The sequence below is a fragment of the Syntrophomonas sp. UBA1041 genome, from assembly GCF_002316705.1.
GTDB lineage: Bacteria > Bacillota > Syntrophomonadia > Syntrophomonadales > Syntrophomonadaceae > DTU019.
This window is the reverse complement of sequence record NZ_DCEA01000100.1, coordinates 1-21,569: the sequence shown is the minus strand read 5'-3', so window position 1 is coordinate 21,569 and position 21,569 is coordinate 1. Positions and strand designations below refer to the sequence as shown.

General features: G+C 51.6%; 18 protein-coding genes and 2 riboswitches. Of the genes, 13 read left to right on the top strand and 5 right to left on the bottom strand.

Annotated elements, in window-relative coordinates:
* Nucleotides 1-71: 71 nt before the first annotated feature.
* The 8 genes from B2633_RS14600 to B2633_RS14565 all read left to right on the top strand — a co-directional run bounded on the left by B2633_RS14600 (nucleotide 72) and on the right by B2633_RS14565 (nucleotide 7,319).
* On the top strand, nucleotides 72-2,039 hold the full coding sequence (locus tag B2633_RS14600; RefSeq protein ID WP_483171463.1) for an oxidoreductase: 1,968 nt from the start codon (nucleotides 72-74) through the stop codon (nucleotides 2,037-2,039).
* Nucleotides 2,036-2,728, top strand: coding sequence for a ribonuclease HII (locus B2633_RS14595; protein WP_483171462.1), 693 nt, complete (start codon nucleotides 2,036-2,038; stop codon nucleotides 2,726-2,728). Before B2633_RS14600 ends, B2633_RS14595 begins: the two co-directional genes overlap by 4 nt.
* Nucleotides 2,688-4,169, top strand: a complete 1,482-nt coding sequence (locus B2633_RS14590; protein ID WP_483171461.1) for a hypothetical protein — start codon at nucleotides 2,688-2,690, stop codon at nucleotides 4,167-4,169. The genes B2633_RS14595 and B2633_RS14590 overlap by 41 nt, the downstream gene beginning before the upstream one ends.
* Before the next feature lie 8 nt (nucleotides 4,170-4,177).
* Nucleotides 4,178-4,492, top strand: a complete 315-nt coding sequence (locus tag B2633_RS14585; protein WP_483171460.1) for an EscU/YscU/HrcU family type III secretion system export apparatus switch protein — start codon at nucleotides 4,178-4,180, stop codon at nucleotides 4,490-4,492.
* Between the two features lie 14 nt (nucleotides 4,493-4,506).
* A complete protein-coding gene (locus B2633_RS14580; protein WP_483171459.1) occupies nucleotides 4,507-4,851 on the top strand; it encodes a YraN family protein in 345 nt (114 codons plus the stop codon).
* A 97-nt stretch (nucleotides 4,852-4,948) separates the two neighbouring features.
* Complete coding sequence (locus B2633_RS14575) at nucleotides 4,949-5,797, top strand: deoxyribonuclease IV (protein ID WP_483171458.1); 849 nt, start codon at nucleotides 4,949-4,951, stop codon at nucleotides 5,795-5,797.
* Between the two features lie 6 nt (nucleotides 5,798-5,803).
* On the top strand, nucleotides 5,804-6,658 hold the full coding sequence (locus B2633_RS14570; RefSeq protein WP_483171457.1) for a bifunctional 5,10-methylenetetrahydrofolate dehydrogenase/5,10-methenyltetrahydrofolate cyclohydrolase: 855 nt from the start codon (nucleotides 5,804-5,806) through the stop codon (nucleotides 6,656-6,658).
* A gap of 118 nt (nucleotides 6,659-6,776) precedes the next feature.
* Nucleotides 6,777-7,319: a cob(I)yrinic acid a,c-diamide adenosyltransferase gene (locus tag B2633_RS14565; RefSeq protein WP_483171456.1), complete on the top strand. Its 543-nt coding sequence runs from the start codon at nucleotides 6,777-6,779 to the stop codon at nucleotides 7,317-7,319.
* Between the two features lie 393 nt (nucleotides 7,320-7,712).
* Nucleotides 7,713-7,832, bottom strand: a riboswitch (molybdenum cofactor riboswitch).
* 294 nt (nucleotides 7,833-8,126) lie between these two features.
* On the opposite strand, the gene B2633_RS14560 is transcribed toward B2633_RS14565, so the two are convergent.
* The 4 genes from B2633_RS14560 to B2633_RS14545 all read right to left on the bottom strand — a co-directional run bounded on the left by B2633_RS14560 (nucleotide 8,127) and on the right by B2633_RS14545 (nucleotide 15,241).
* Nucleotides 8,127-9,659: a YifB family Mg chelatase-like AAA ATPase gene (locus B2633_RS14560; protein ID WP_483171455.1), complete on the bottom strand. Its 1,533-nt coding sequence runs from the start codon at nucleotides 9,657-9,659 to the stop codon at nucleotides 8,127-8,129.
* A gap of 390 nt (nucleotides 9,660-10,049) precedes the next feature.
* Nucleotides 10,050-10,721 (bottom strand): beta-phosphoglucomutase, encoded by a 672-nt coding sequence (gene pgmB / locus B2633_RS14555; RefSeq protein WP_483171454.1) that lies wholly within the window; start codon nucleotides 10,719-10,721, stop codon nucleotides 10,050-10,052.
* Nucleotides 10,711-13,041 (bottom strand): glycoside hydrolase family 65 protein, encoded by a 2,331-nt coding sequence (locus B2633_RS14550; protein WP_483171453.1) that lies wholly within the window; start codon nucleotides 13,039-13,041, stop codon nucleotides 10,711-10,713. Before B2633_RS14550 ends, pgmB begins: the two co-directional genes overlap by 11 nt.
* A complete protein-coding gene (locus B2633_RS14545) occupies nucleotides 13,034-15,241 on the bottom strand; it encodes a bifunctional alpha,alpha-trehalose-phosphate synthase (UDP-forming)/trehalose-phosphatase (protein ID WP_483171452.1) in 2,208 nt (735 codons plus the stop codon). Before B2633_RS14545 ends, B2633_RS14550 begins: the two co-directional genes overlap by 8 nt.
* A gap of 339 nt (nucleotides 15,242-15,580) precedes the next feature.
* On the opposite strand from B2633_RS14545, the gene B2633_RS14540 reads away from it, so the two are divergent.
* On the top strand, nucleotides 15,581-16,465 hold the full coding sequence (locus B2633_RS14540) for an MBL fold metallo-hydrolase (protein WP_483171451.1): 885 nt from the start codon (nucleotides 15,581-15,583) through the stop codon (nucleotides 16,463-16,465).
* A 42-nt stretch (nucleotides 16,466-16,507) separates the two neighbouring features.
* Here B2633_RS14540 and B2633_RS14535 read toward each other — a convergent pair whose 3' ends face one another.
* On the bottom strand, nucleotides 16,508-16,738 hold the full coding sequence (locus tag B2633_RS14535; RefSeq protein WP_483171450.1) for a hypothetical protein: 231 nt from the start codon (nucleotides 16,736-16,738) through the stop codon (nucleotides 16,508-16,510).
* Between the two features lie 167 nt (nucleotides 16,739-16,905).
* Between B2633_RS14535 and B2633_RS14530 the strand changes: the two genes are divergently transcribed.
* The 4 genes from B2633_RS14530 to B2633_RS14515 all read left to right on the top strand — a co-directional run.
* A complete protein-coding gene (locus B2633_RS14530) occupies nucleotides 16,906-17,247 on the top strand; it encodes a phage holin family protein (RefSeq protein ID WP_483171449.1) in 342 nt (113 codons plus the stop codon).
* Nucleotides 17,248-17,489: 242 nt separating this feature from the next.
* On the top strand, nucleotides 17,490-17,753 hold the full coding sequence (tatB, locus tag B2633_RS14525) for a Sec-independent protein translocase protein TatB (RefSeq protein ID WP_483171448.1): 264 nt from the start codon (nucleotides 17,490-17,492) through the stop codon (nucleotides 17,751-17,753).
* Between the two features lie 34 nt (nucleotides 17,754-17,787).
* Nucleotides 17,788-17,895, top strand: a riboswitch (SAM riboswitch).
* A gap of 83 nt (nucleotides 17,896-17,978) precedes the next feature.
* Complete coding sequence (locus B2633_RS14520) at nucleotides 17,979-20,447, top strand: homocysteine S-methyltransferase family protein (RefSeq protein ID WP_483171447.1); 2,469 nt, start codon at nucleotides 17,979-17,981, stop codon at nucleotides 20,445-20,447.
* Nucleotides 20,448-20,459: 12 nt separating this feature from the next.
* Nucleotides 20,460-21,569, top strand: a 1,110-nt coding sequence (locus B2633_RS14515; protein ID WP_483171446.1) for a homocysteine biosynthesis protein, incomplete at its 3' end; no start/stop codon positions are given.

Here is a 21,569-nt window from a genome sequence, read left to right as displayed (position 1 = left end):
AGAGAAAAGCATGATATAAAAATTATAAAGCCGCTAGATAATTAAATTGGCTTTAGGGGGAGGAGTTTGTAATGGGTAGCTATCCTTATCTTTTTTCTGAACTGCAAATCGGCAACATAACACTAAAAAACCGGGTTGTAATGGGCCCCATGTTAGTGGGCTACGCCGACCAATCCGGCAAGGTCAATGAAAATGTGATCAAATATTATGAAGCCAGGGCCAGGGGGGGAGCGGGGCTAATCATTGTAGAAGCCAGCTGTGTAGATGTTCCTACCGGAAAGGAAGGCGCGGGGCAAATACACATCGACAATGCCGGCTGCATACCGGGATTAACCAGCCTGGCCAGGGCCATAAAGAAATACGACTGTAAGGCTTTTATACAATTATTCCACGCCGGCCGGCAGACCTCGAGCCAGATCACGGGGGTACCGCCGGTGGCCCCTACCCGGCAGGGTTTAACCCCCAGCCGGGAAATTCCACGCGAATTAAGCCTTCGCGAAATCAAACATATTATAGCCCAGTTCATCCAGGCCGCCGAATATGCCCGTCAGGCCGGATTTGACGGGGTGGAGCTGCATGCCGCGCACGGTTACCTTTTAAATGAATTCCTGTCGCCCAGGAACACGCGTCAAGACGAATACGGGGGCTGTTTAGAAAACCGTATGCGCATACTCCTGGAGGTTATCAACGGGATAAAAAGCCAGAACAATGGTTTGGCCGTCTCGGTGCGCTTAAACATCGACGATTTCACTCCCGGCGGGCTGCAGCCGGAACAGAGTATAATCATCGCCAGAGAACTCGAAAACCAGGGGGCCGGCCTGATAAACTGCACTTGCGGCACTTATGAATCCGGTCTGACCAGTATCGAACCAGCTTCTTATCCTGAAGGCTGGCGGGTATATTTGGCGGAGAAAGTAAAACAGATGGTGCAGATTCCGGTCATAACCGGCGGCATGATTTACAACCCGGATTTTGCGGAAAAGGTCGTCGCTGAGGGGCGTTCTGATTTGGTATTTCTGGGACGCAGCCTGTTGGCTGATCCCAGCTGGCCGTTGAAGGCGCAGCGGGGCAAATGCGGAAATATCAGACCCTGTATACGCTGCAACGGCTGCATAAATCTACACTTTGCGGGGATGCCGGTTAGCTGTACGGTCAACCCGGCAACGGGGAGGGAAAAGCAATACCATTCCCGCTTGGCCAAGGTTCCGGTAAAATCGAAGGTTGATATTATAGGCGCAGGGCCGGCAGGGATTCAGGCTGCCTTGACCCTTGACAACATGGGTTTTGAGGTCAGCCTGTTTGAAAAGTCTTCACATCCCGGCGGCCTGTTGAGGTATGCCTCTACGCCGCCGCATAAGGAACGAATCAAAGACTATCACAAATTCCTCACTAACCGCCTTAAAGCCAGTGGGATAAACCAATTCTATGATTGCCAGTATCAGCTGACCGACCTCCAAACCAGGCGGCCCGACCACCTGATTATTGCCACCGGTTCACGCCCCCAGATACCTACTCTGCCTGGAATTGAAGAGTGCTTGAACCTGGAGGATGTTCTGGACGGAAGAATTCCTGTCAGCGAGAATGAAGTGGCAGTCATCGGCGGGGGCAGCAACGGCTGCGAAGTGGCCGATTATCTGCTGCAATTCGGCAACCGCATCACTATTCTGGAAGGACGTCCCAGGGTAGCAGCCGATATGGAAAAGAAAAACCGCCGCGATCTTTTGAACCGCCTGGAGGCGGGCGGGGTCACGCTTTTAGTCAGGCATAAAGTGCTGAATATTAACTCGCAAGGGGTTGTGACCGTCGATTCAGCCCAAAACCAGAGAGAAATACCCGCACAGCGGGTAATACTGGCCACCGGGTATAAACCGGTCAATCAGCTTTACCACCAGGCCCGGCGGCTGATGTCTTCAGTCCACGTCATCGGAGACGCCCTGAGGGTCAGGGGCTTTAAAAGCGCCATCCTGGAGGGACAGATGACAGCTTATATGATCTACCGGGAACAGGTCAAACCAAAACAGAGGGGCCAGAGTTCTTGAATCATGAAAATTTAAAAAATGAAAAACGGCGCATTTCAGCAATGATGAAATATGAGCGCCAGGCTTACCGGGCTGGCCATCAGATTATTGCCGGCATAGACGAGGTCGGGCGCGGGCCATTGGCAGGGCCGGTGGTGGCTGCGGCCGTGATTCTCCCGCCCCGTTTCTTCCTGGCCGGCATCGACGATTCCAAGCAGCTCTCCGCTGTAAAGCGCAGTCGTCTGGCTGCGGAGATAAAACAGCAGGCTATAGCCTGGACGGTTGCCAGTGTATATCCGTCCCGCCTGGATGAAGTCAATATACTAAACGCTACCCGTGAGGCCATGTGCCATTGCATCAAACACCTGTCACCCCGGCCGGATTTCCTGCTTATTGATGCCCTGCGCCTCAATAGTATAGCAATCGAACAGCTGCCATTGGTTAAAGGTGACAGCCTTAGCGCCTCCATCGCCTGCGCCTCTATTCTGGCCAAGGTTGAAAGGGATATGGCCATGGAGGGCTTCAACCAGCTTTATCCCGGCTATGGCCTGGCCAAGCACAAAGGGTATGCCACCCGCGAGCATATAGAGGCCTTATGTCGTCTGGGGCCCTGTGAAATACATCGAAGGAGTTTCGATCCCATTAAATCATGGTTCGCAGGAGGAAGCGATGTACAACAACCCGCTCTATTTGAACAGGACGATTCTTGATATCGCCTCATTGCCTGCGGACAAGGCCTTGGTATTTCATCAGGGCGAACTCCTGCAAGGCCTGGTGAAAGCCATACATACGGATGGCACGGTATTGTTGGCCTTGAAAGGGCGGGTGATCGAGGCGTCTGCCCGGATTCCGGTGGAGGTGGGGCAAAACCTGTTCCTGATGGTAGACCAGGCCGAAGCAGGCCGGGTCCGCCTGAAAATCATGACCCCGGCTGGCATTCAGCAAATTGAAGACCGGACTATTGCGGAGCGGCTGATGGAAATCGGGATTTCGCCGCAGGCCAAAGAGGCTCAAATGGCCAGACAGCTCCTAAGCTACAATCTGGGCATTAATCGCCACAACCTGGATATGATGAATAGAAGCACCGCCATGTTGGGCGAAGCCACCCCGGAGAATATCAACCTGGCCGCTTTTCAGCTGGCCCGCAATCTTCCCCAGCACCCGGCTGTCCTGCAGTCGCTGGCCCGGTATAGCAGTCCGGGTTCTGATGTCATCACCCTGATACAGGATGTGCTGCGGCTGGTCTCTGCCGATTATCCGGCTGAAGAGGCGCCTCAGCCGCAGAACAGGGCGGACAATCTTCCTCAAGCAGGGATAAAACCGGCCCACACTACTGCGGCTGCAATGCCCAAGCAGGAGCAAGCCCTCATAAGCAGCCCGTCAAGCCACCCGGCCGGCGACAAGCCCTACATGCCTGTAAACAGCGCCGTTGTTCATCCGCCGGCGGCGTCCGGGGATATCTTAAAGCAACTGCTGATTTTAGTACGCCAGCAATTGAATGCCTACCGCCTTGAAATCGGTGCTCCGGCTCCGGCCTTGTCTTCTCGCCTGGAGGATATGGTCCGCTCTCAGCCCGAGATGCTGCGGGGGTTGCTGGTGGCGGAAGATATGATGAATGAGGCCGAAAAATCCGGGGTTTATCGCCCCGGCTCCGCGGTGCTGAGCAGACTTGAGGCTTTAAGCCGCGAAATCATGGGACAGCAAGTAATCAACCTCCCCACTCCCGCTGTGACGGAGGAAGCCCCCCAGTGCTATTTCGCCTTGCCGGTGCAGATAGGAGAAGAAAGACGGCGCTGTGAAATCCACATCAGCGGTGAACCCGGCCAGTCCGGATTAAGGGAGCAAGAGCAGATCAATGTAGCGGTGTCATTGGACACTCCCGCACTTGGAGCGGTTTTGTTTCATGTAACCTGGCATAAGTCCAGATTTATGGAAATCCGCAGTGTGGTTGAAAGTCAAGCCAGTTATGATATCTTGCAGCTTTATCTGCCGGAACTTTATCGAGCACTTGAAAACCTGGGCTATACGGTGAGAGACTGCGGCATGAAGGTCAGCCCTCCCGGAGAGCCCGCCCAGAGCCTAAAAATAGTACCCCGCCCCCCGGAAAATCATGGCCCGGGCTGGCGGTCTAAAGTTGACATTAAGGTCTAGAAGGACTGGTGCTAGAAGAGAACGACCTTTTGATAACATTCCAGGAGTCTGAGATGAAAGAACAAGATCCCCCGGCCAGGGCAGTGGCCTTATCCTATGATCAGGACCGAGACCAGGCGCCGGTGGTGGTAGCCAAAGGTCAAGGCTTGATTGCCGAGCGTATTAAAGCCCTGGCAGCAGAACACAACATCCCTGTTCAGGAGAATCAAGTCCTGATAAAATATCTCATGGCTTTGCAGATCTATGAGGAGATACCGCCCGAGCTATACCAGGTGGTGGCGGAGATATTGGCCTTCATATATCGCATTGACCAGCGTTATTGACGGTGGTGACTATTATGGCAAATCCTCTGGGAAAAATGGGTGAAGATCTGGCCGTAAAATACCTGGAGAAAAAGGGCTATTGCATCGTGGAACGCAATTATCGCACCCCCTACGGGGAAGTCGATATTATCTGCTCCGACCGCGGTGAGCTGGTCTTTGTCGAAGTCAAAACACGGCGCTGCACCAGCTACGGCTCCCCTGAGGAGGCTGTCACCCGCCGTAAAAAAGAGCATATTAAAAAAACCGCTTTGTGTTACCTGGCCGGTTTGAACAGACCCTGCCGAAACATCCGCTTCGATGTGATCGCTATACTTATAGAGTCATCACCCGCCATCAATCACATTCAAAACGCCTTTTGACAAAACCATGGCAGATCTAAACCTTAAACCACAGGGGCTGAACGGTTTAAGGGCTGTGATGCCGTAAATACTAAGTTGAAAACAAGGAGTGAAAACAATGTCTTCGATCGGGGCTCACCTGGGAATCGGCAAGGGCTTAAAACACACCGCCGACGAAGCCGTGGCAATGAATCTGGAATGCCTGCAGATCTTCCTGCGCAATCCCCGCGGCAGCAAAGCCCGTCAATTAAAAGACAGCGAAGTGGCCTACTTCAAAGCGGCTCTGGCAAAGCACCGCATCCGCCCCCTGGCGGTGCATGTCACTTACATCTGCAATCCGGCGGCAGCAGATCCCGGCCTGTACGATCTGGCCCGAAGCATAATCGCGGAAGACCTGGAGCGCTCCGCGCAAATCGGGGCTGATTATCTGGTCATGCATCCCGGTTCATATACCACGAGCTCAGCAGAGCAAGGCCTGGAACGGGTGGGCATGATACTGAATCAGGTCCTCGGCCGGGATGAAAGCCGGGTAACCGTGCTCCTGGAAACAATGTCCGGGCAGGGGACCGAATTGGGAAGGGATTTTAATGAATTAAACGAAATACTAAAGATGATCAACCAAAGTGAGCGGGTCGGAATCTGTTTTGACACCTGCCACGCCTATGCTGCCGGTTATGACTGCAGCAGCCCGGCGGGATTAGAAGCCCTCCTTAAAGAGATCGACAATAGCTTTGGCAGGGAGCGCATCAAGCTTATCCATGCCAATGATTGCCTGTCAGCCCTGGGATCGCACCGCGATCGACATGCACATATCGGAGCAGGTTCTATCGGGGCCAGCGGGTTTAGGGAGATGTTTGCCCGCCCCTTCTGGGCCGATCTGCCGATGATCGTGGAAACACCGGCCGAAGGACTCTTGGAGGATATCAACAGATTAAAAAAGATGCGTCAACAGGAGCGGAGAGGATGATAGCACATGCTTGTATATGGTAAGGAACTGCGTGAAGAGATGAAAAAGTGCATTAAACAGCAAGCCATGCAATTGCCCCTGCAAATGGCAATATTAAAAATCGGAAATGACAAGGCCTCGCAGTCATATGTCAATGGACTGGTCAATTTCGGCAAAGAGGTGGGGATTCCGGTAAAAACCATCTACCTTGACGAGCACTGCACTCAGGCCGAGGCCCGGCAAATAATCATCGACTTGAACCATGATCCCGATATCACCGGCATCATGATACAGAAGCCCCTGCCGGCTCACATAGACGACAACAGCCTGCTGCACACTATCGACTATCACAAAGATGTGGAAGGCTTGCATTACTATAACCTTGGCAAACTGCTGGCCAAAGAACCCGGAGTCTGTCCGTCGACACCCAAGGCCATCATGACCATGCTTAGAGCCAATCAGGTTGATCTTACCGGCAAAAAAGTGACAATAGTGGGGCGCAGTACTATCGTGGGCAGTCCATTGGCGGTGATGATGACCGCCCAGGATGCCACGGTAACCCTGTGTCATACCCGGACCCGGCGCCTGGAACAGGAGACCAGGGCGGCTGATATAGTGGTAGCCGCAGTGGGAAAGGCCGACTTCATAACATCGGATATGGTCAGTGACGGCTGTATCATCATGGACGCCGGCATCAATGTTGATGACTCCGGGACTATACACGGAGACGTGCACCCGGAGGCCGCCGCCCGGGCCAGGATTGCCAGCGCAGTACCCGGAGGCATCGGGATGATCACTGTAGCTGAACTATTTGACAATCTGGTCACTTTAGGAGGGCAGCAAGGGGATCCCCAAATAAAGCAATCCGGGCCGGAGAATTAATTTCTATACAAATTGTTTTTGTTCCTAAAGCAGGATTTTGAAACTTATATCTAAAATACAAAGGTTATTGGAAGCAATGCGAGTGACCAATAGATAATGATAAGGAGAGGGGTATCTCATGAACGAAGAATTGCTAAAGAAAGGCTACGTACAGGTCTACACCGGTAACTGCAAAGGCAAAACCACCGCAGCATTGGGATTGGCATTCAGAGCTATGGGTAAGGGCTTGAAGACTTATGTGGGACAATTCATGAAAGGCGGGGAGTATGCCGAGTTAGAGTCCGCCAGGATGGTGAGCCCATATATCACTATTGAACAGTATGGGAAAAAGGGATTCATTAAACTTACCAACCCGCCCCCGCAGGAAGCGGTTGACCTGGCCAGTGAAGGGCTGGAAAAAGCTAAAAAGGCCATGGCCTCAGGGCAGTATGATATTATTGTCCTGGACGAAATCAATACCGCCAACTATTTCAATCTGATTCCCGTGGAGGCTATTCTGGAACTCATTAAAAACAAGCCCGATGGCATGGAATTAATCTTGACCGGCGGCCCTAAAGCGCATGATCGCGTCATCGAAGAGGCCGATCTGGTGACCCAGATGGTAGAAGTAAAGCATTACTATCAACAGGGAGTACCGGCCCGGGAGGGCATTGAAAAATAGCAATTAACCTCTATGGCATTTAAGGTCGGGGTAATGATTATATTCGCCCCGGCCTTCTTTATTTATTGATCTCTTTCAATACTTTAGCCGCTGGGCGGGGATAGTTTCTGGGATGAGCGGCGGGCAATCCGGTAGAATTACCAAGCTTTATTACGGTGTCATAAACCGGCAAGGACCAAGCGTATAAAGAAAAAGAAATATTCCCGCTGAAAGCGGGAACAAAAAGAATGGGATCATATGTTAGAGCTCTAAAAGAGCTATTCACCAAATAAAAAAACCATACCCGTATAAGGTATGGCTACCATGCCTGACCTGCAGACGACCTGAAAATCAGGCATTTGCAAGCATTACCAAACCACATCCAAGCATACCTAAATACGCCTGTCATGATTAAGCACAGCATAATAAACTCCTTTCCAAAAATACGGGGAGGCATAACCGTTTCCAGTTACACCCACAGGCCACCAGCCATAGCATTGCCTTAGACTGGGAAGCTCGGAGTTGTATGCGATTTTAACTTATTAAAATAATAACATAGCAGTCCGGATTAAGCCAGTATTTTTTATAACACCGCATTCATACTGAGCAGAAAATAAATAAGCATAGCCGCCAATAACAAAGTTAGACAACCGAAAAGTATGGCGGCTTTGTGATTCTTCCAAAAAGATCCTGATTTGTCCGACATGTCCCATCCCCCCCTGCTGGCCTTCCCCATCCAAGTTGGCCTGAACCCGTTACCTTATTGTATACAGGCGGAGGGGCTTCCTCCAAGTGTTTTCTTCAGCCGGCTACAGAGGAGTCAAATGCTTAATGGCGCCAGTATTTCCGATCCAGACTGCGATACTGTATGGCCTCGGCCAGGTGATGGGCCTGCACCCTTTCGCTTTGCTCCAAATCCGCAATAGTGCGGGCTACCTTTAAGACCCGGTCGTAAGCGCGGGCGCTCATACGCAGGTGCTTAAAGGCCATTTTCATCATGGTATCGGCCCGGGCGTCCAGCTGGCAAAACTGTTTTATCTCCTTGGGCCCCATCTTGGAGTTGAGCATCCCGGGCAGATGGTTGAAGCGCTCGGCCTGCACCTCTCTGGCTCTGACGATGGCCTCTCTCATCATGGCGGTACTCAAACCTGTGGAATTGTCTGTCAAATCTTCATAGTGTATGCGCGGCACCTCCAGGTGAATATCCATGCGATCCAATAATGGCCCGCTGACCCGGTTTAAATAACGCTGCACCTGCAGCGGGGTGCAGCGGCATTCAAGGTCTGACCCTAACAGGCCGCATTGGCAGGGATTCATAGAGGCGATCAAACAAAAGCTGGCAGGATAGGTGTAAGTGGCCTGGGCCCTGGCTACGGTGACGGCGCGGTCCTCCAGGGGCTGCCGCAAAGCTTCCAGGACGTCGCGGTTGAACTCTGGCATTTCATCCAGAAACAAGACCCCGTTAAGCGCCAGGCTGATTTCTCCGGGCCGGGGGATCTTGCCCCCGCCGATTATGCTGGCCGAAGAGGCGTTTTTATGAGGGCTCCTGAACGGCCGGGTCAATATGAGGGGCTGATCTGCGCTGAGCAGGTTAGCCACCGAATAAATACGGGTTGTTTCCAGGATTTCATCGCGGCTCATGGGAGGCAGGATGCCGGGGAAGCGGCGCGCCAGCATGGTCTTCCCGCCTCCCGGGGGGCCGATCATAAGGACATTATGCATTCCGGCAGCCGCAGTCAGGAGGGCTCTTTTGGCAGTCTCCTGGCCGCGCACCTCGGCAAAATCATGGCTTTCACGCTGGCTCCCCAGATTGTCCAGGCTTACCGTAGCGGTAGGGGTAATGGTCCGGTCGCCCTCCAGATACTCCCCGGCCTGTTTGAGGCTGGTTACCGGGATTATTGTGATGCCTCCGGTAACGGCTGCTTCAAGGCTGTTGGCTGTGGGAACCATAAATATGCTGCCGGCCGGATCCTGGGAGAGTTTCAGCGACATGGAAAGAATACCGGGGACGGGGCGCAGAGTTCCGTCCAAGGAGAGTTCGCCGGCCAGGTAAGTGTTGTCGGGCGGGGAGGTATTCAGCTGTGATGAGGCTAAGAGAATGCCGATAGCAATGGCCAGATCAAAATGGCTGCCTTCTTTTTTTAAATCAGCAGGGGCCAGATTAACGGTAATGCGCCGGTTAGGGAACTCGTAGCCCGAGTTTTTCACAGCGGCGCGCACCCTTTCCCGAGCTTCCTTGATGGCCACAGACGCCAGGCCGACCACATCAAAAGCCGGCAGTCCGGAGTGAATGTCCACTTCAACCTTGACAGGCAAGGCGTTAATGCCGGCCAGCACCAAAGTATTTACACTTGCAAGCATGTTCAAGACCTCGTTGTTCGGATAAATGGGATAAACTGGTTAGCAACAGTTTACCATATTTATCCATGGGCATAAGACATCTGCAAGAAAAATTTATCCTTCAACCCAACCGGGAAAACCGTATCACAGACGGTTTAATCTGCCTGCGAAGCATATCGTCCATACTGCCGGGCCTGTTTACAAGGACGGCAAACACGGTGAAGAGGACCTGCTGTAAATTTGCATGCGGAATATAAGGAGGGTATTATGAATGGCATATCGCGAAATTCTCTTGACGACTTTATGGTAATGTATGATGGAATAATGGTTTGCGGATTTCCCATCATTGCATGCGAAATAATCAATTTCTGTCTCCGCTGAACTTTACTGCCGCTTGATTCGTTAATTGCCTTAATGACCGCGGGGGGATGGGGGGCAAGCGCCCTCGTTCAAGATCAGCAATAAATCCGCAAAACGCTGCAGATGGTAGCGGGCCAGATTGCATCGGGTCCCATCGCCGATGGCGGCGCAGTCCATGTTGGCGGCCAGGGCCGCCCGGATGCCGGATTCGGCGTCTTCAACCACCAAACATTGCGGCGGGTCAATACCCAAACCGGCGCTGGCTTTTAAAAACACTTCCGGGTCAGGCTTGGAGCGGGTGATGTGGGTGCCGTCCGCTACAGCGTCAAAGTAATTTTCCAGTCCGAGCCGTTTTAAGATGTATGCGGCATTCTTGCTGGAGGAGCCTATGGCCATAAGAATCCCCCGGTCTCTTATCCGCTCCATGGTGTCTTTCACCTCGGGGTCCAGGTCGGCCGGCGACATGTTTTGCAGCAGACTGAGATAGAGTTCATTCTTTTTTTGGAGGTAATGATCCTTCTCCTTCTGACCAAGCCGGCGGGGGCAATACTCCAGAATGATCTCCAGGCTTTCAGCGCGGCTGATCCCGCGCAGGCGGTTATTGATGGTTTCGTCAAAATGTGCCCCGATTTTATCGGCTATCTGTTTCCAGGCCTGATAGTGATAGCGGTCGGTGTGGCAAATAACCCCGTCCAGGTCGAAAATAACCGCTTTATACTTCATGAAAAGACTCCCTTGGCCATACTGCCGGGCGGGCAACGGTAAGGGTGTCCGCCACAAGATACTCCCGGCCGTATACGAATATCTTTTTGGCACTGCCGCATTCCAGGGTGAGAATACATTCGTTTTCTTTAACGTGCACCATGATCCGGCTGTCTTCAATGCATATTTTGAAGCGGTAAGCCGTCCAGGCCCGGGGCAAAACCGGGGCCAGAAATATTCCGCTTTCTTTAAGCCGGAAGCCTCCGAAGCCATAAACAACGCCCATGTAATTATTGCCCATATTGGCGATATGAAGGCCATCCTGGGTATTATTGTGTTTGTCGTCCAGATCTAAGCGGGCGGTATCCTTAAAATAGGCAAAGGCCTTCTCGGTCATACCCAGGCGAGCCGCCATGATGCCAAATATGCCCCGGGAAAGCGAGGAATCATGGGTGGTGACTTTTTCATAAAAGTGGTGGGAATTAAGCATGGTTTCCTCGGATTGGGCGTCTTCCAGCAGAAAATGGGCCAGGACCGTATCGGCCTGTTTGCATACCTGGTGACGGTATAAATACAGGGGATGATAATTGAGCAGCAAAGGAAATTTATCCGGGGGAATCTCCTTGAGGTCCCAGGACTGCTTCTGTAGAAAAGAGTCGTCCTGGGGATTGATTTTCAGCTTTTCATCATAGGGCAGATACATATGGTCGGCGGCTTTTTTAAAAGCCTCGATTTCTTGCGGTCTTATTTGTATTTTTTGTTCCAGTTCATTCAAACCGCCGCTGCTTTTTAACAGATGATAAATTTTGACCGCCCAGTGCAAATGATATTGGGCCAGCACATTGGTATAATAATTGTTGTTTACGATGCAGGTATACTCGTCGGGACCGGTCACGCTGTTGATATGGAAGCGGCCCTGGTGGAAATTCCCCACCTCCAGCCATAAACGGGCGGTTTCCCAAATAATCTCGGCGCCCACCGCTCGCATAAACATGAGGTCTTTGGTCGCCAGATAATAAGCGATGATCGCATAGGCAATATCCCCATTGATATGGTACTGGGCGGAACCGGCCGGGAAAAAACCGGAGCATTCCCGGCCCATGATGGTTCGCCAGGGATAAAGCGCTCCGCTTTCATGTCCCAAAATGCGGGCGTTTTCCCGGGCCATATCCAGGGTGGCATAACGATAGGTGATCAGCTTTTTGGAAATATCGGGATTGGTGATGGTGAAAAAAGGTTGAATATATATTTCCGAATCCCAGAAGTATTGCCCCTCATAGCCGTCGCCGCTCAGTCCTTTGGGGGCGATATTGCTGTATTCATCCTTGCCTACCGATTGGATCAATTGATACAAGCTGAAACGGATGGCGTGATTCAACGGCTCGTCGCCGTCGATTTCGACCGCGCAATTGCTCCAGTATTCGCTCAAATAGGCGGCTTGCTTTTTATACAATTCTCCCAGATCAACCGCCAAAGCCTGTTTCATCTCTATTTCCGCCTGCCGCCGGCAATCGGGGTAGCGAATCGAATCGCAGAAGACCGCATATTTGATCAGCCTGATTTTTTGGCCCGGTTGGGCCCGGGTGACAAATTGGCAGATGGCATCGTGGTTGTCAATGATGAATTCTTGCTGGTGCTCCTGAAACAACTGATTTTTTACGCAACTGCAAACCTCCAGGCCTGATTTTGAAGTTCGGGAGGTGATATAAGAGGCGCCCTCTTTTATTTCGCAGTTTAACGGAATCAAATACTGGATGCATTCGTTGGCCAGGCGGGGATCGCAGGGATGAACATAATTTAAAACGGTTCCGTCATGCACCGATTCGATGACCGCTTTAGCGCAGAAATTCAAGGGCTCCACTTCATATTCGATGGTAAACAGGGGGAGCTGGTGAAAGGAAGCCATCCGGGTAACGGTCAGTCGGAGTTCTTTTCCCCGGGGTGAAAGCCAGCGGACATTTCTCACCGTTATCCCCCGGTCCATATCCAGGCTCAGCTGGCTGTCCAGAATGGTTCCCCTGAACATGCTGAATTCTTCGTCGTCGAAAGTTATCCTGATGGTTTGCGTGTTGGCTATGTTTAAAGTGGTTTGTTTTTCTTCCACCAGTCCGTACAATTTTTCAGATTGCGGCACTCTGGCGTAATCGTAAAACCCGTTGATGTATTGACTGGGGGTAACGTCATATCCCGGCGGATATCCTTCCTCCAGGTCGTAGCGCACGCCGATATATCCGTTGGCGTTATGAAAAAGAACCTCGTGGAGCTTCATATGATAGAGTCCCAGATTGAAATTTCCAACTTCGTATACAGCCGGTTTATTCTTCATAAAATCTCTACTCATCCTTACCCTTATTGCTGATGGCGGCCAATTTTTTCAGAATCCCGCGCATAGACTGCCAGGATTTGATATGATAGTTGGCATTGGTATTGCCGATGCCTACTTTGATCGCGAAAGAATCCGGCGGAAGGGACGCGAACAGATCTTCATCGGTATAATCGTCTCCCGCCCCCAGTATAAAATCAAAATTATTATGCTGAATAAACAACGAGGATACATATCCTTTGTTCACCCGGCCGTCTTTGATTTCCAGGACTTTGTTGCCTTCCTGAAGCCCCAGAGTGGTCGATTGGGTCAGCGACAGCAAGGCCTCTTTCATCTCGCTCAGCTTAATGGCGCTCATATCCGGATCACATTGGCGGTAATGCCAGGCCAGGGAATATTCTTTCTCCTCGATGAAGGAGCCGGGCATACGGTCGGTATATAATTCCAGTATATGACGGACCGAATCTTTCCATTCGTTGTCCAAAGACACGGTCATGGTCCACTCTTTTTGATCGCAACGCCGGATCCACAAGCCGTGGGAGGCTAAAAGATTCAAGTTCAGATCCCCCAGCCATTCCTCCATAATGTTTTTATCGCGGCCGGAAACAATCACCACCGTATTCTGCGGGTCATTGGCCAAATCCGCCAGCAGCAGCTTGAGCTCCTGATCCGGCCCGGCCTGTTCGGGAATGGTCTTAAACCCCACCAAAGTCCCGTCGTAATCCAAGAAAAGGACTCTGTTGCCCGCGCTTTGATAGGCTTGCTCTATTTTGTAAAAGTCTTTTTCGATATTCTCCGAAACACTCTGACCGTTGTCTTCCATGACATGATTCAAGGCGTTCAAAAATTCACTGGCCCAGAAGTTTACATTATAACGTTTTAAGCGTTGATGCATTTTTTTATTTCTGGTCCTAGCCTCATCCCCGGGCATCTCGAGCGCAGCTTTGATCCCCGAGGCAATGGCGTCATAATCATTGGCGTTGACGATCACCGCTTCTCCCAATTCGCTGGCCGCGCCGGCTGTTTCACTGATAACCAGCATGCCTTTGTAATCGGTTCTGGAGGCGATATATTCTTTGGCCACCAGATTCATGCCGTCTCTCAGCGGCGTTACCAGTAACACGTCGGCCCGTTTGTAAAAATAAATCAGGCTGTTTTGAGAGAAGGAACGAAAGAAAAACCAGATAGGCATCCAACTGAAGGTCCCAAACTCGCCGTTTATTTTGCTGACCAATTCTTCTATTTCTTTCAACAGCTCATCGTAAGAGCCCACCCCTTCCCGGGAAGGGGCTACCAGCAGATACAGCTTGATTTTTTCCCGATACTGCGGATATTTGAGCAGGAATTTGCGATAAGCTTTGATGCGTTCCGGAATGCCTTTGCTATAATCGAGCCGGTCTACCGATAAAATTATTTTGCTGCCTTTGACATTTTCAATAATGTCGCCGGTCTCCTGCTGAAATTTTTCCGGGTCGCATTCTCTGGCAAAATAATCATAATCGATGCCCATGGGGAAGGCGTCTACTTGCACGTATCGATCTTCATAACTGATTTTATTGAAATTATGATCGGAACCCAGCAGTCTGCGCACACTGCTCAAGAAGTGACGTACATAGTCGTAAGTGTGAAATCCGATTAAATCCGCGCCCAACAGGCCGCTCAGTATTTCTTCCCGCCATATCAGCAATCTGAAGATTTCAAAGGAAGGAAAAGGAATGTGCAGGAAAAACCCCACTTGCGACTGGGGGTATTTTTCTTTGATCATCTGGGGCAGCAGCATCAAATGATAATCATGCACCCAGATAATATCGTTTTCCTCGATAATCGGCTCCATGCTCTCCAAGAATTTTCGGTTCACGCTCTGGTAAGCTTCCCAAGCTTCATGGTCATACTCGGTTTTATTCTTGAAGTAGTGGAATAGCGGCCATATGGTTTTGTTGCAAAAGCCATGATAATACAAGCTGATATCCTGATCGGATAAAAAAACCGGCCGGCACTGATATTCTTCTTGGAGCCTTTTTTGTACATGGTCTTTTTCGCCGGAAGGCATATCTTCATCGGTTATTCCCAGCCATCCGACCCACACGCTGCCCGCTTGCTGGTGATAATTCTTCAAACCGGTAGCAAGCCCGCCGATGCTGTTTTGAAACGCAAAACCGGCTGCGTTTCTCTGCACCGTTACCGGTAAACGATTGGAAACCAGAATCAATTTACTCATAGGCCTCTCCTCCCCGCCGGTTTCCTGAAGTCATTTTGCATAAAACGCCGAGCTTCAAAAAAACAAAACAGCCTGCTTGTTCAGGTTACTGACCGTTCCGGCAGATACCTGATATTGCCATTATTATTATAAATTATAACATAACTGCTTTTTTCCATCAGTAAGGCCTTGCTTGGGGTAGATAAAAAGCGGTCTGCGATGAGAAGGATGATACATATCCGGGCCTCTCAATTTGAGGTATTATTAGAAGGGAAAATGACCCCGGCAGTGTTGCCGGGAAACCTGATTAGATTTAATCTGAGGTGATATGTAGTGATATTGACTGAAGCAGGTCATTTAATGAACAAGCTGTATGCGTTGGGACCCAGCGAATACCGCACCTATCTTTGGGATGCGCCGCACCCGGCCCTGTTTGAGGGCGGGGTGGCTTTCGCAGGCAGGATATATGTGGAGGCAGTGCGGTCCGTTCTTGGCCGGCGCCAGCCTCAGTGGCTTTTTCTCACTCATGCCCATTGGGATCATTGCGGCGCGGCGGCTTACCTCAAAGAGGCCTTCCCGGATATGAAAATCGCAGCTTCACCCCGGGCGGTGCAGATCCTTAAACGGCCCAACGCCCTTAAACTCATTGCGCAATTGAACCAGGAGGCCGGGGAAGAAGTGCGGCTTTCCCCTGATTTTGCGGGATTACCATTAACCGACCGGCCTTTCCGGAGCTTTGCGGTAGACGTCGAAATCGACGACGGCCAGGTGCTGGAGCTGGGAAAAGGCTTTGCTGTGGAGGCGCTGGCAACTCCCGGACATACGCGCGACCATTTGAGTTATTATCTGCCCCATCAAAAAATACTCATGGTAGGAGAAACGGCCGGGATATTACGCCAAACCGGGGAGTTAAGCTGCGGATTTGTCTCTGATTACGAGGCTTATCTATCTTCGCTGCGGCGTTTGGCTTCGCTGCCGGTGGAGATGCTCTGTCAGGGACACCTTTTAGCGGTGGTGGGCAGAGCAGAGGTTAAGGCCTTTTTTGATCGTTCCATCGACGAGACCTTGCGTTTTAGAGATACCATATACCGGCTGCTCGACGAGGAAGCAGGTTCCATAGACGGGGTGGTGAGGCGGATGAAGAGCCGGTACTATGATTCCTTGCCAATGCCCAAACAACCGGAAGCTCCCTATTTGATAAATGCCACGGCCCAGGTGACGCATTTGGCCGCAAAAAAATTATGAATGTCTATAGGTGATTCATCTGCAGCCGTCGTTTACAAATTGCTAAAAAGTTCTCTCTTTGGGCAAAAGAATAGAGAGCTGCCCGCTGAGATATAACTGTATCAAAACGACGGCCAGAATCACCCCTATACCAATAAACCAAATTGCCCAGAAATATTTAAAAATGTGGGCGTGGCGTTCCTTGAAGGGGGTCTTGAGAGGCTCCTTTTTCTTTATCTCTGCTTTTTTTTCTTCTTTTAATGCCCGGCGTTCTTTTACTTTAGATTTGGACACCGCCATAACTCCTCTACCCTGGATTTTACATAGTTATATTTTTGACTTAATTTGAACCGAATGCAAGCATATTGTGATTATGATAATTCTGCATATTTTCGTTTCAGGCAGGGGAATTATATATTAGAACAAAAGCTCTTAATTTTTAAATAAAAGGAGGATAAAGCATGAAAGGGAATTGGATAGGCACTATCGTACGCTTCATTGTTTCTGCGATTGTTTTAATGTTGGTTGCTTATCTATTGCCGGGTATCAAAGTGGCAGGCTTTACTGGAGCACTAATTGCGGCCATTGTTATAGCAATTATAGGCTACATTGTAGAGTCTGTATTGGGTGACAAGGTTTCACCGCGTTCCAGAGGCCTGGTAGGATTTATCACTGCGGCCATAGTTATCTATGTGGCCCAGTTCATAATTCCCAACTGGTTGTCAGTGTCAGTACTGGGCGCTCTCCTGGCCGCGCTGGTAATCGGAATCGTGGATGCCGTGGTTCCTACGGAAATACGGTAGGACCGGATCAAGCAATTAAATGAAACTGTTGAAAATCGGGTCGGGGGTTCATCGACCTGATTTTTTATTGTATGGCTTGACCTCCCAATAGGGCCAGCAAATGGTGTCAGCAGCGCTTAAATAAGCAGATATTGCCCAAAGCGCACCGTGCGAAAAGGATTGCCAAGCTGAACAAAGACAAGTAAAATGTACTGAGACGAGTAGCGGTGTAACATGGATTTAGGCAGATTAGAGGTGTATTGATGTTTAACATCGGTCCCTGGGAACTAATACTTATTTTGGTAGTAGCTTTGATCGTGGTAGGCCCGGGCAAGCTTCCCGAGGTAGCCAAATCCCTGGGTAAAGCCACCCGGGAGTTCAAGAAAGCCACTACCGGGATAAAAAAGGAATTTGATGAAGCCATCAATTCAGTTGAAGAACCGGCCAGGCCGCCTAAAGCGGAGAGCCAGCCGATTCAGGAGAGTAAAGCCACTCCTGAAGAAGCCGTAGAGAAAAGCAAGGAATAAGCAGTCGGTTGCAAAGCAATTGAATAATACTCAAATCTTATCAAGAGTGGTTGAGGGACGGGCCCGATGAAACCCGGCAACCGCCTCCAGGGGGAGGTATGGTGCCAAATCCTGCAGGAGGCATACTCCTGAAAGATGAGAGAGCATAAACGGCCCTCTCCTTATAGAGGGTTTTTTAATTGGAAGCGCTTTTGATTCAAATATAAATTGAGGGAGGAATTTGTTATGGCTGCGTTGGATGTGTCTGCAAGATTAAAAGAGAGATGTTTAATAATGGATGGGGCTATGGGCACCATGTTGCAGAGGCACGGAATGCAGCCGGGCATGTGTCCTGAACTGTTCGGGGTCCAGCATCCCGAGATCCTGGCGGATATCCATTATCAATATGTGCAAGCCGGGGCTGACATCATTGAAACCAACAGTTTTGGCGCCAATTACTACAAACTGCAGGCTTACGGATTAGAAGACCGGGTGGAGGAATTAAACCTTGAGGCGGTTCGTATAGCCAAGCGGGCCAGTGCCGGCAAGGCCCTGGTGGCAGCCTCCATCGGCCCTGCCGGCAAGCTGTTGAAGCCGATGGGGACGCTTGATTTCGATGATCTGTACCGGGTTTATGCCCAGCAGATCACGGCCTGTGAAAAGGCCGGAGCCGACCTGATTTCGATTGAAACCATGACTGATATAGGCGAGATGCGCGCTGCGGTGATTGCAGCCCAAAGCTGCTCGGGGCTGCCGGTTATTGCCCATATGAGCTTTGAAAGCGGAGGGCGCACCATGATGGGCACCGATGCGAAGACCGCCCTGATCATCCTGGAGGCCTTAAGGCCGCTGGCCATAGGAGCCAACTGCTCCGGCGGAGCCCAAGACCTTTTGCCGGTGATTGCGGAGATGGGGCGCTTAAGCGATATTTTTCTTTCGGTCGAGCCCAATGCCGGGCTACCGGTATTGGTTGACGGGAAAACGTTCTTTCCCGATTCGCCTGATGAGATGGCTGAACAGGCGCTGCGCTTGCGCCAGGCCGGGGCCAACATAATCGGGGGCTGCTGCGGCACTACCCCGGAGCACATCCAGGCTATGGCAGCGGCCCTGCGGGGAATGACCCCGGTTAAAAGAACCGCCGCCAAAATCAGGGCGCTGGCCTCACGTTCCCGGACGGTGATGATCGGCCATAGCCAGGAATTGGCTTTTATCGGGGAACGCATCAATCCCACCGCCCGCAAGCGCCTGGCGCAAGACATCAAAGACGGTCACATGAACCTGGTGGTAGAGGAAGCCCGCCGGCAGGTGGAGAGCGGCGCTCCCATACTGGATGTCAATATGGGGGTTCCAGGCATAGATGAGGCTGAGGCTATGGCCAAAGCGGTTATGGAGATTCAGGCCGCGGTGGACCGGCCCCTCTCCATTGACTCCACCCATCCTGAAGCCATTGAGGCCGGGCTCAAGCAGTTTGTGGGCCGGCCCCTCATAAACTCCACCACAGCTGAATATAAGCAAATAGATGTTATACTGCCCCTGGCCAAAAAATACGGGGCGGCTGTTTTAGGACTGTGTCTGGACGAAAAAGGCATTCCCGCTAACGCTGACGAACGCCTGGAGCTGGCCGGAAGAATATACCAGCAAGCCCGGGCTTTGGGTTTGAGGGATGAAGATATCTACATCGACTGCCTGGTGACGACTGCGGGAGCGGAACAGTCACGGGTGATGGAAACTCTGAAAGCCCTGACGGCGGTTAAAAACCAGCTGGGACTGGGCACGGTCCTGGGGGTGAGCAATGTTTCCCACGGCCTGCCAGCCCGGGAAATCCTGACCTCCGCCTTCCTGGCCATGGCCTGGGCGGCGGGACTGGATCTCCCGATAATGAACCCGTTCGATGACAGAGTGCGGGATGTTACCAGGGCGGCTGCAGTGCTTTTGAATCAGGATCCGGGAGCCAAATCCTACATTGCTCATTTTCAGAACCGGACGGCTCCGTCACAGCCGGTCCGCCATCAAGTATGCCAGCGATGCAATATACCCGAGTTGCTCCAGGCTGCTCCCGCGGCGCAACAGGCCGATACCGCGCAGCCGGAGGGATTGAGCCCGCTGGGCCGGGCAGTTCTGGAGGGCGATCAGCAAAGTATCATGGGGCTGCTGCAGGAAGCCCTGCAAAAAGACGATGCCATGAAAGTAGTCAACCAGGATCTCATTCCGGGTATTGAGGAAGCCGGCCTGCGCTACGACCGGAAGGTGTATTTCCTGCCCCAGTTGATGATGGCGGCGGAAACCATGAAAAAGGCCTTTACTTATTTAAAACCGCTGTTAAAAGATGAGGTGTTGGCATCCCGGAGCACGGTGGTATTGGCCACGGTCGAAGGCGATATCCACGATATCGGCAAAAATATTGTGGGCATCATGCTGGAGAACTATGGATTTAAGGTGATCGATCTGGGCAAGGACGTTCCCTCCGCCAGGATATTGGCTGAGGCTGAGCAGCAAAAGGCGGCTATCATCGGGCTGAGCGCTTTGATGACTACCACTATGCCGCGCATGGCCGAGGTCATCGCCGGGGTCAAAGAACGGCGGCTGAGCTGTAAAGTGATGGTGGGAGGCGCGGTTTTGACCAGGGAATATGCCGATTTGATCGGCGCTGATGGATTTGCAGCGGACGCCCGCCAGGCAATCGCGGTTGCCAATGGGCTGGTTGATATAAACTAAGGGGGAGGAGCTATGACCTGCAAGAAGACTTATGAGGAAATCAACGAAAAAATTCGCCGGGGAGAAGCGGTGGTTGTAACCGCTGAAGAAGTCATCGATGTGGTAGCGGAAAAAGGCTATGCTAAAGCAGCTCAGGAAATCGATGTGGTTACCACTGGAACCTTTGGCCCCATGTGCTCATCGGGGGTATTTATCAATTTCGGCCATTCCAAACCGCGCATACGCATGCAGAAAGTGTGGCTGAACGGGGTGGAGGCTTACGGAGGCATTGCCGCCGTTGACGCCTATCTGGGCGCGACCCAGGTGGCCGACAATGACCCGGAGAATAAAGTATACCCCGGGCGCTTTATGTATGGCGGGGGCCATGTCATCCATGACCTGGTGGCGGGAAAAGAAATCCGTCTGGAGGCTATTTCCTACGGCACCGATTGCTACCCTAACAAAAAGGTGGACACGGTAATCACCCTGGCTGATGTTAATGAAGCTTTCATGTTCAACCCCCGCAACGCTTATCAGAATTATAACTGTGCGGTGAATCTGGGGGATAAAAACATATATACCTATATGGGGGTTCTTAAACCCCGCCTGGGCAATGCGGCTTACTCGACCGCCGGCCAATTAAGCCCCTTGTTCAATGATCCCCATTATAGAACCACCGGTATCGGCACCCGCATCTTCCTGGGCGGCGGTGTAGGCTATGTGGCCTGGAATGGCACCCAGCACCATCCCAATGTGCCCCGGGGGGAAAATGGCGTACCCATGGCCACGGCCGGGACCCTCTCCCTGATAGGGGATCTGAAACAGATGGATCCCCACTGGTTGGTAGGTCTGAGTTATCTGGGCTATGGACCCACACTGGCGGTAGGGGTGGGCATCCCCATTCCCATCCTGGATGAGGAGATGCTGCGCTACACCGCGGTGAAGGATGAAGAAATCTTCTGCCCGGTGGTGGATTACCATCAGGGCTATCCTTACGGCAATCATACCGATCTGGGTTTTGTCAGCTTCAAAGACCTCAAGAGCGGCAAGGTTACAATAAACGGCCAGGAAGTGGTGACAACTCCCCAGTCCAGTTATCCCCGGGCCAGGCAAATAGCCGGCATTCTCAAAGCATGGATTCAG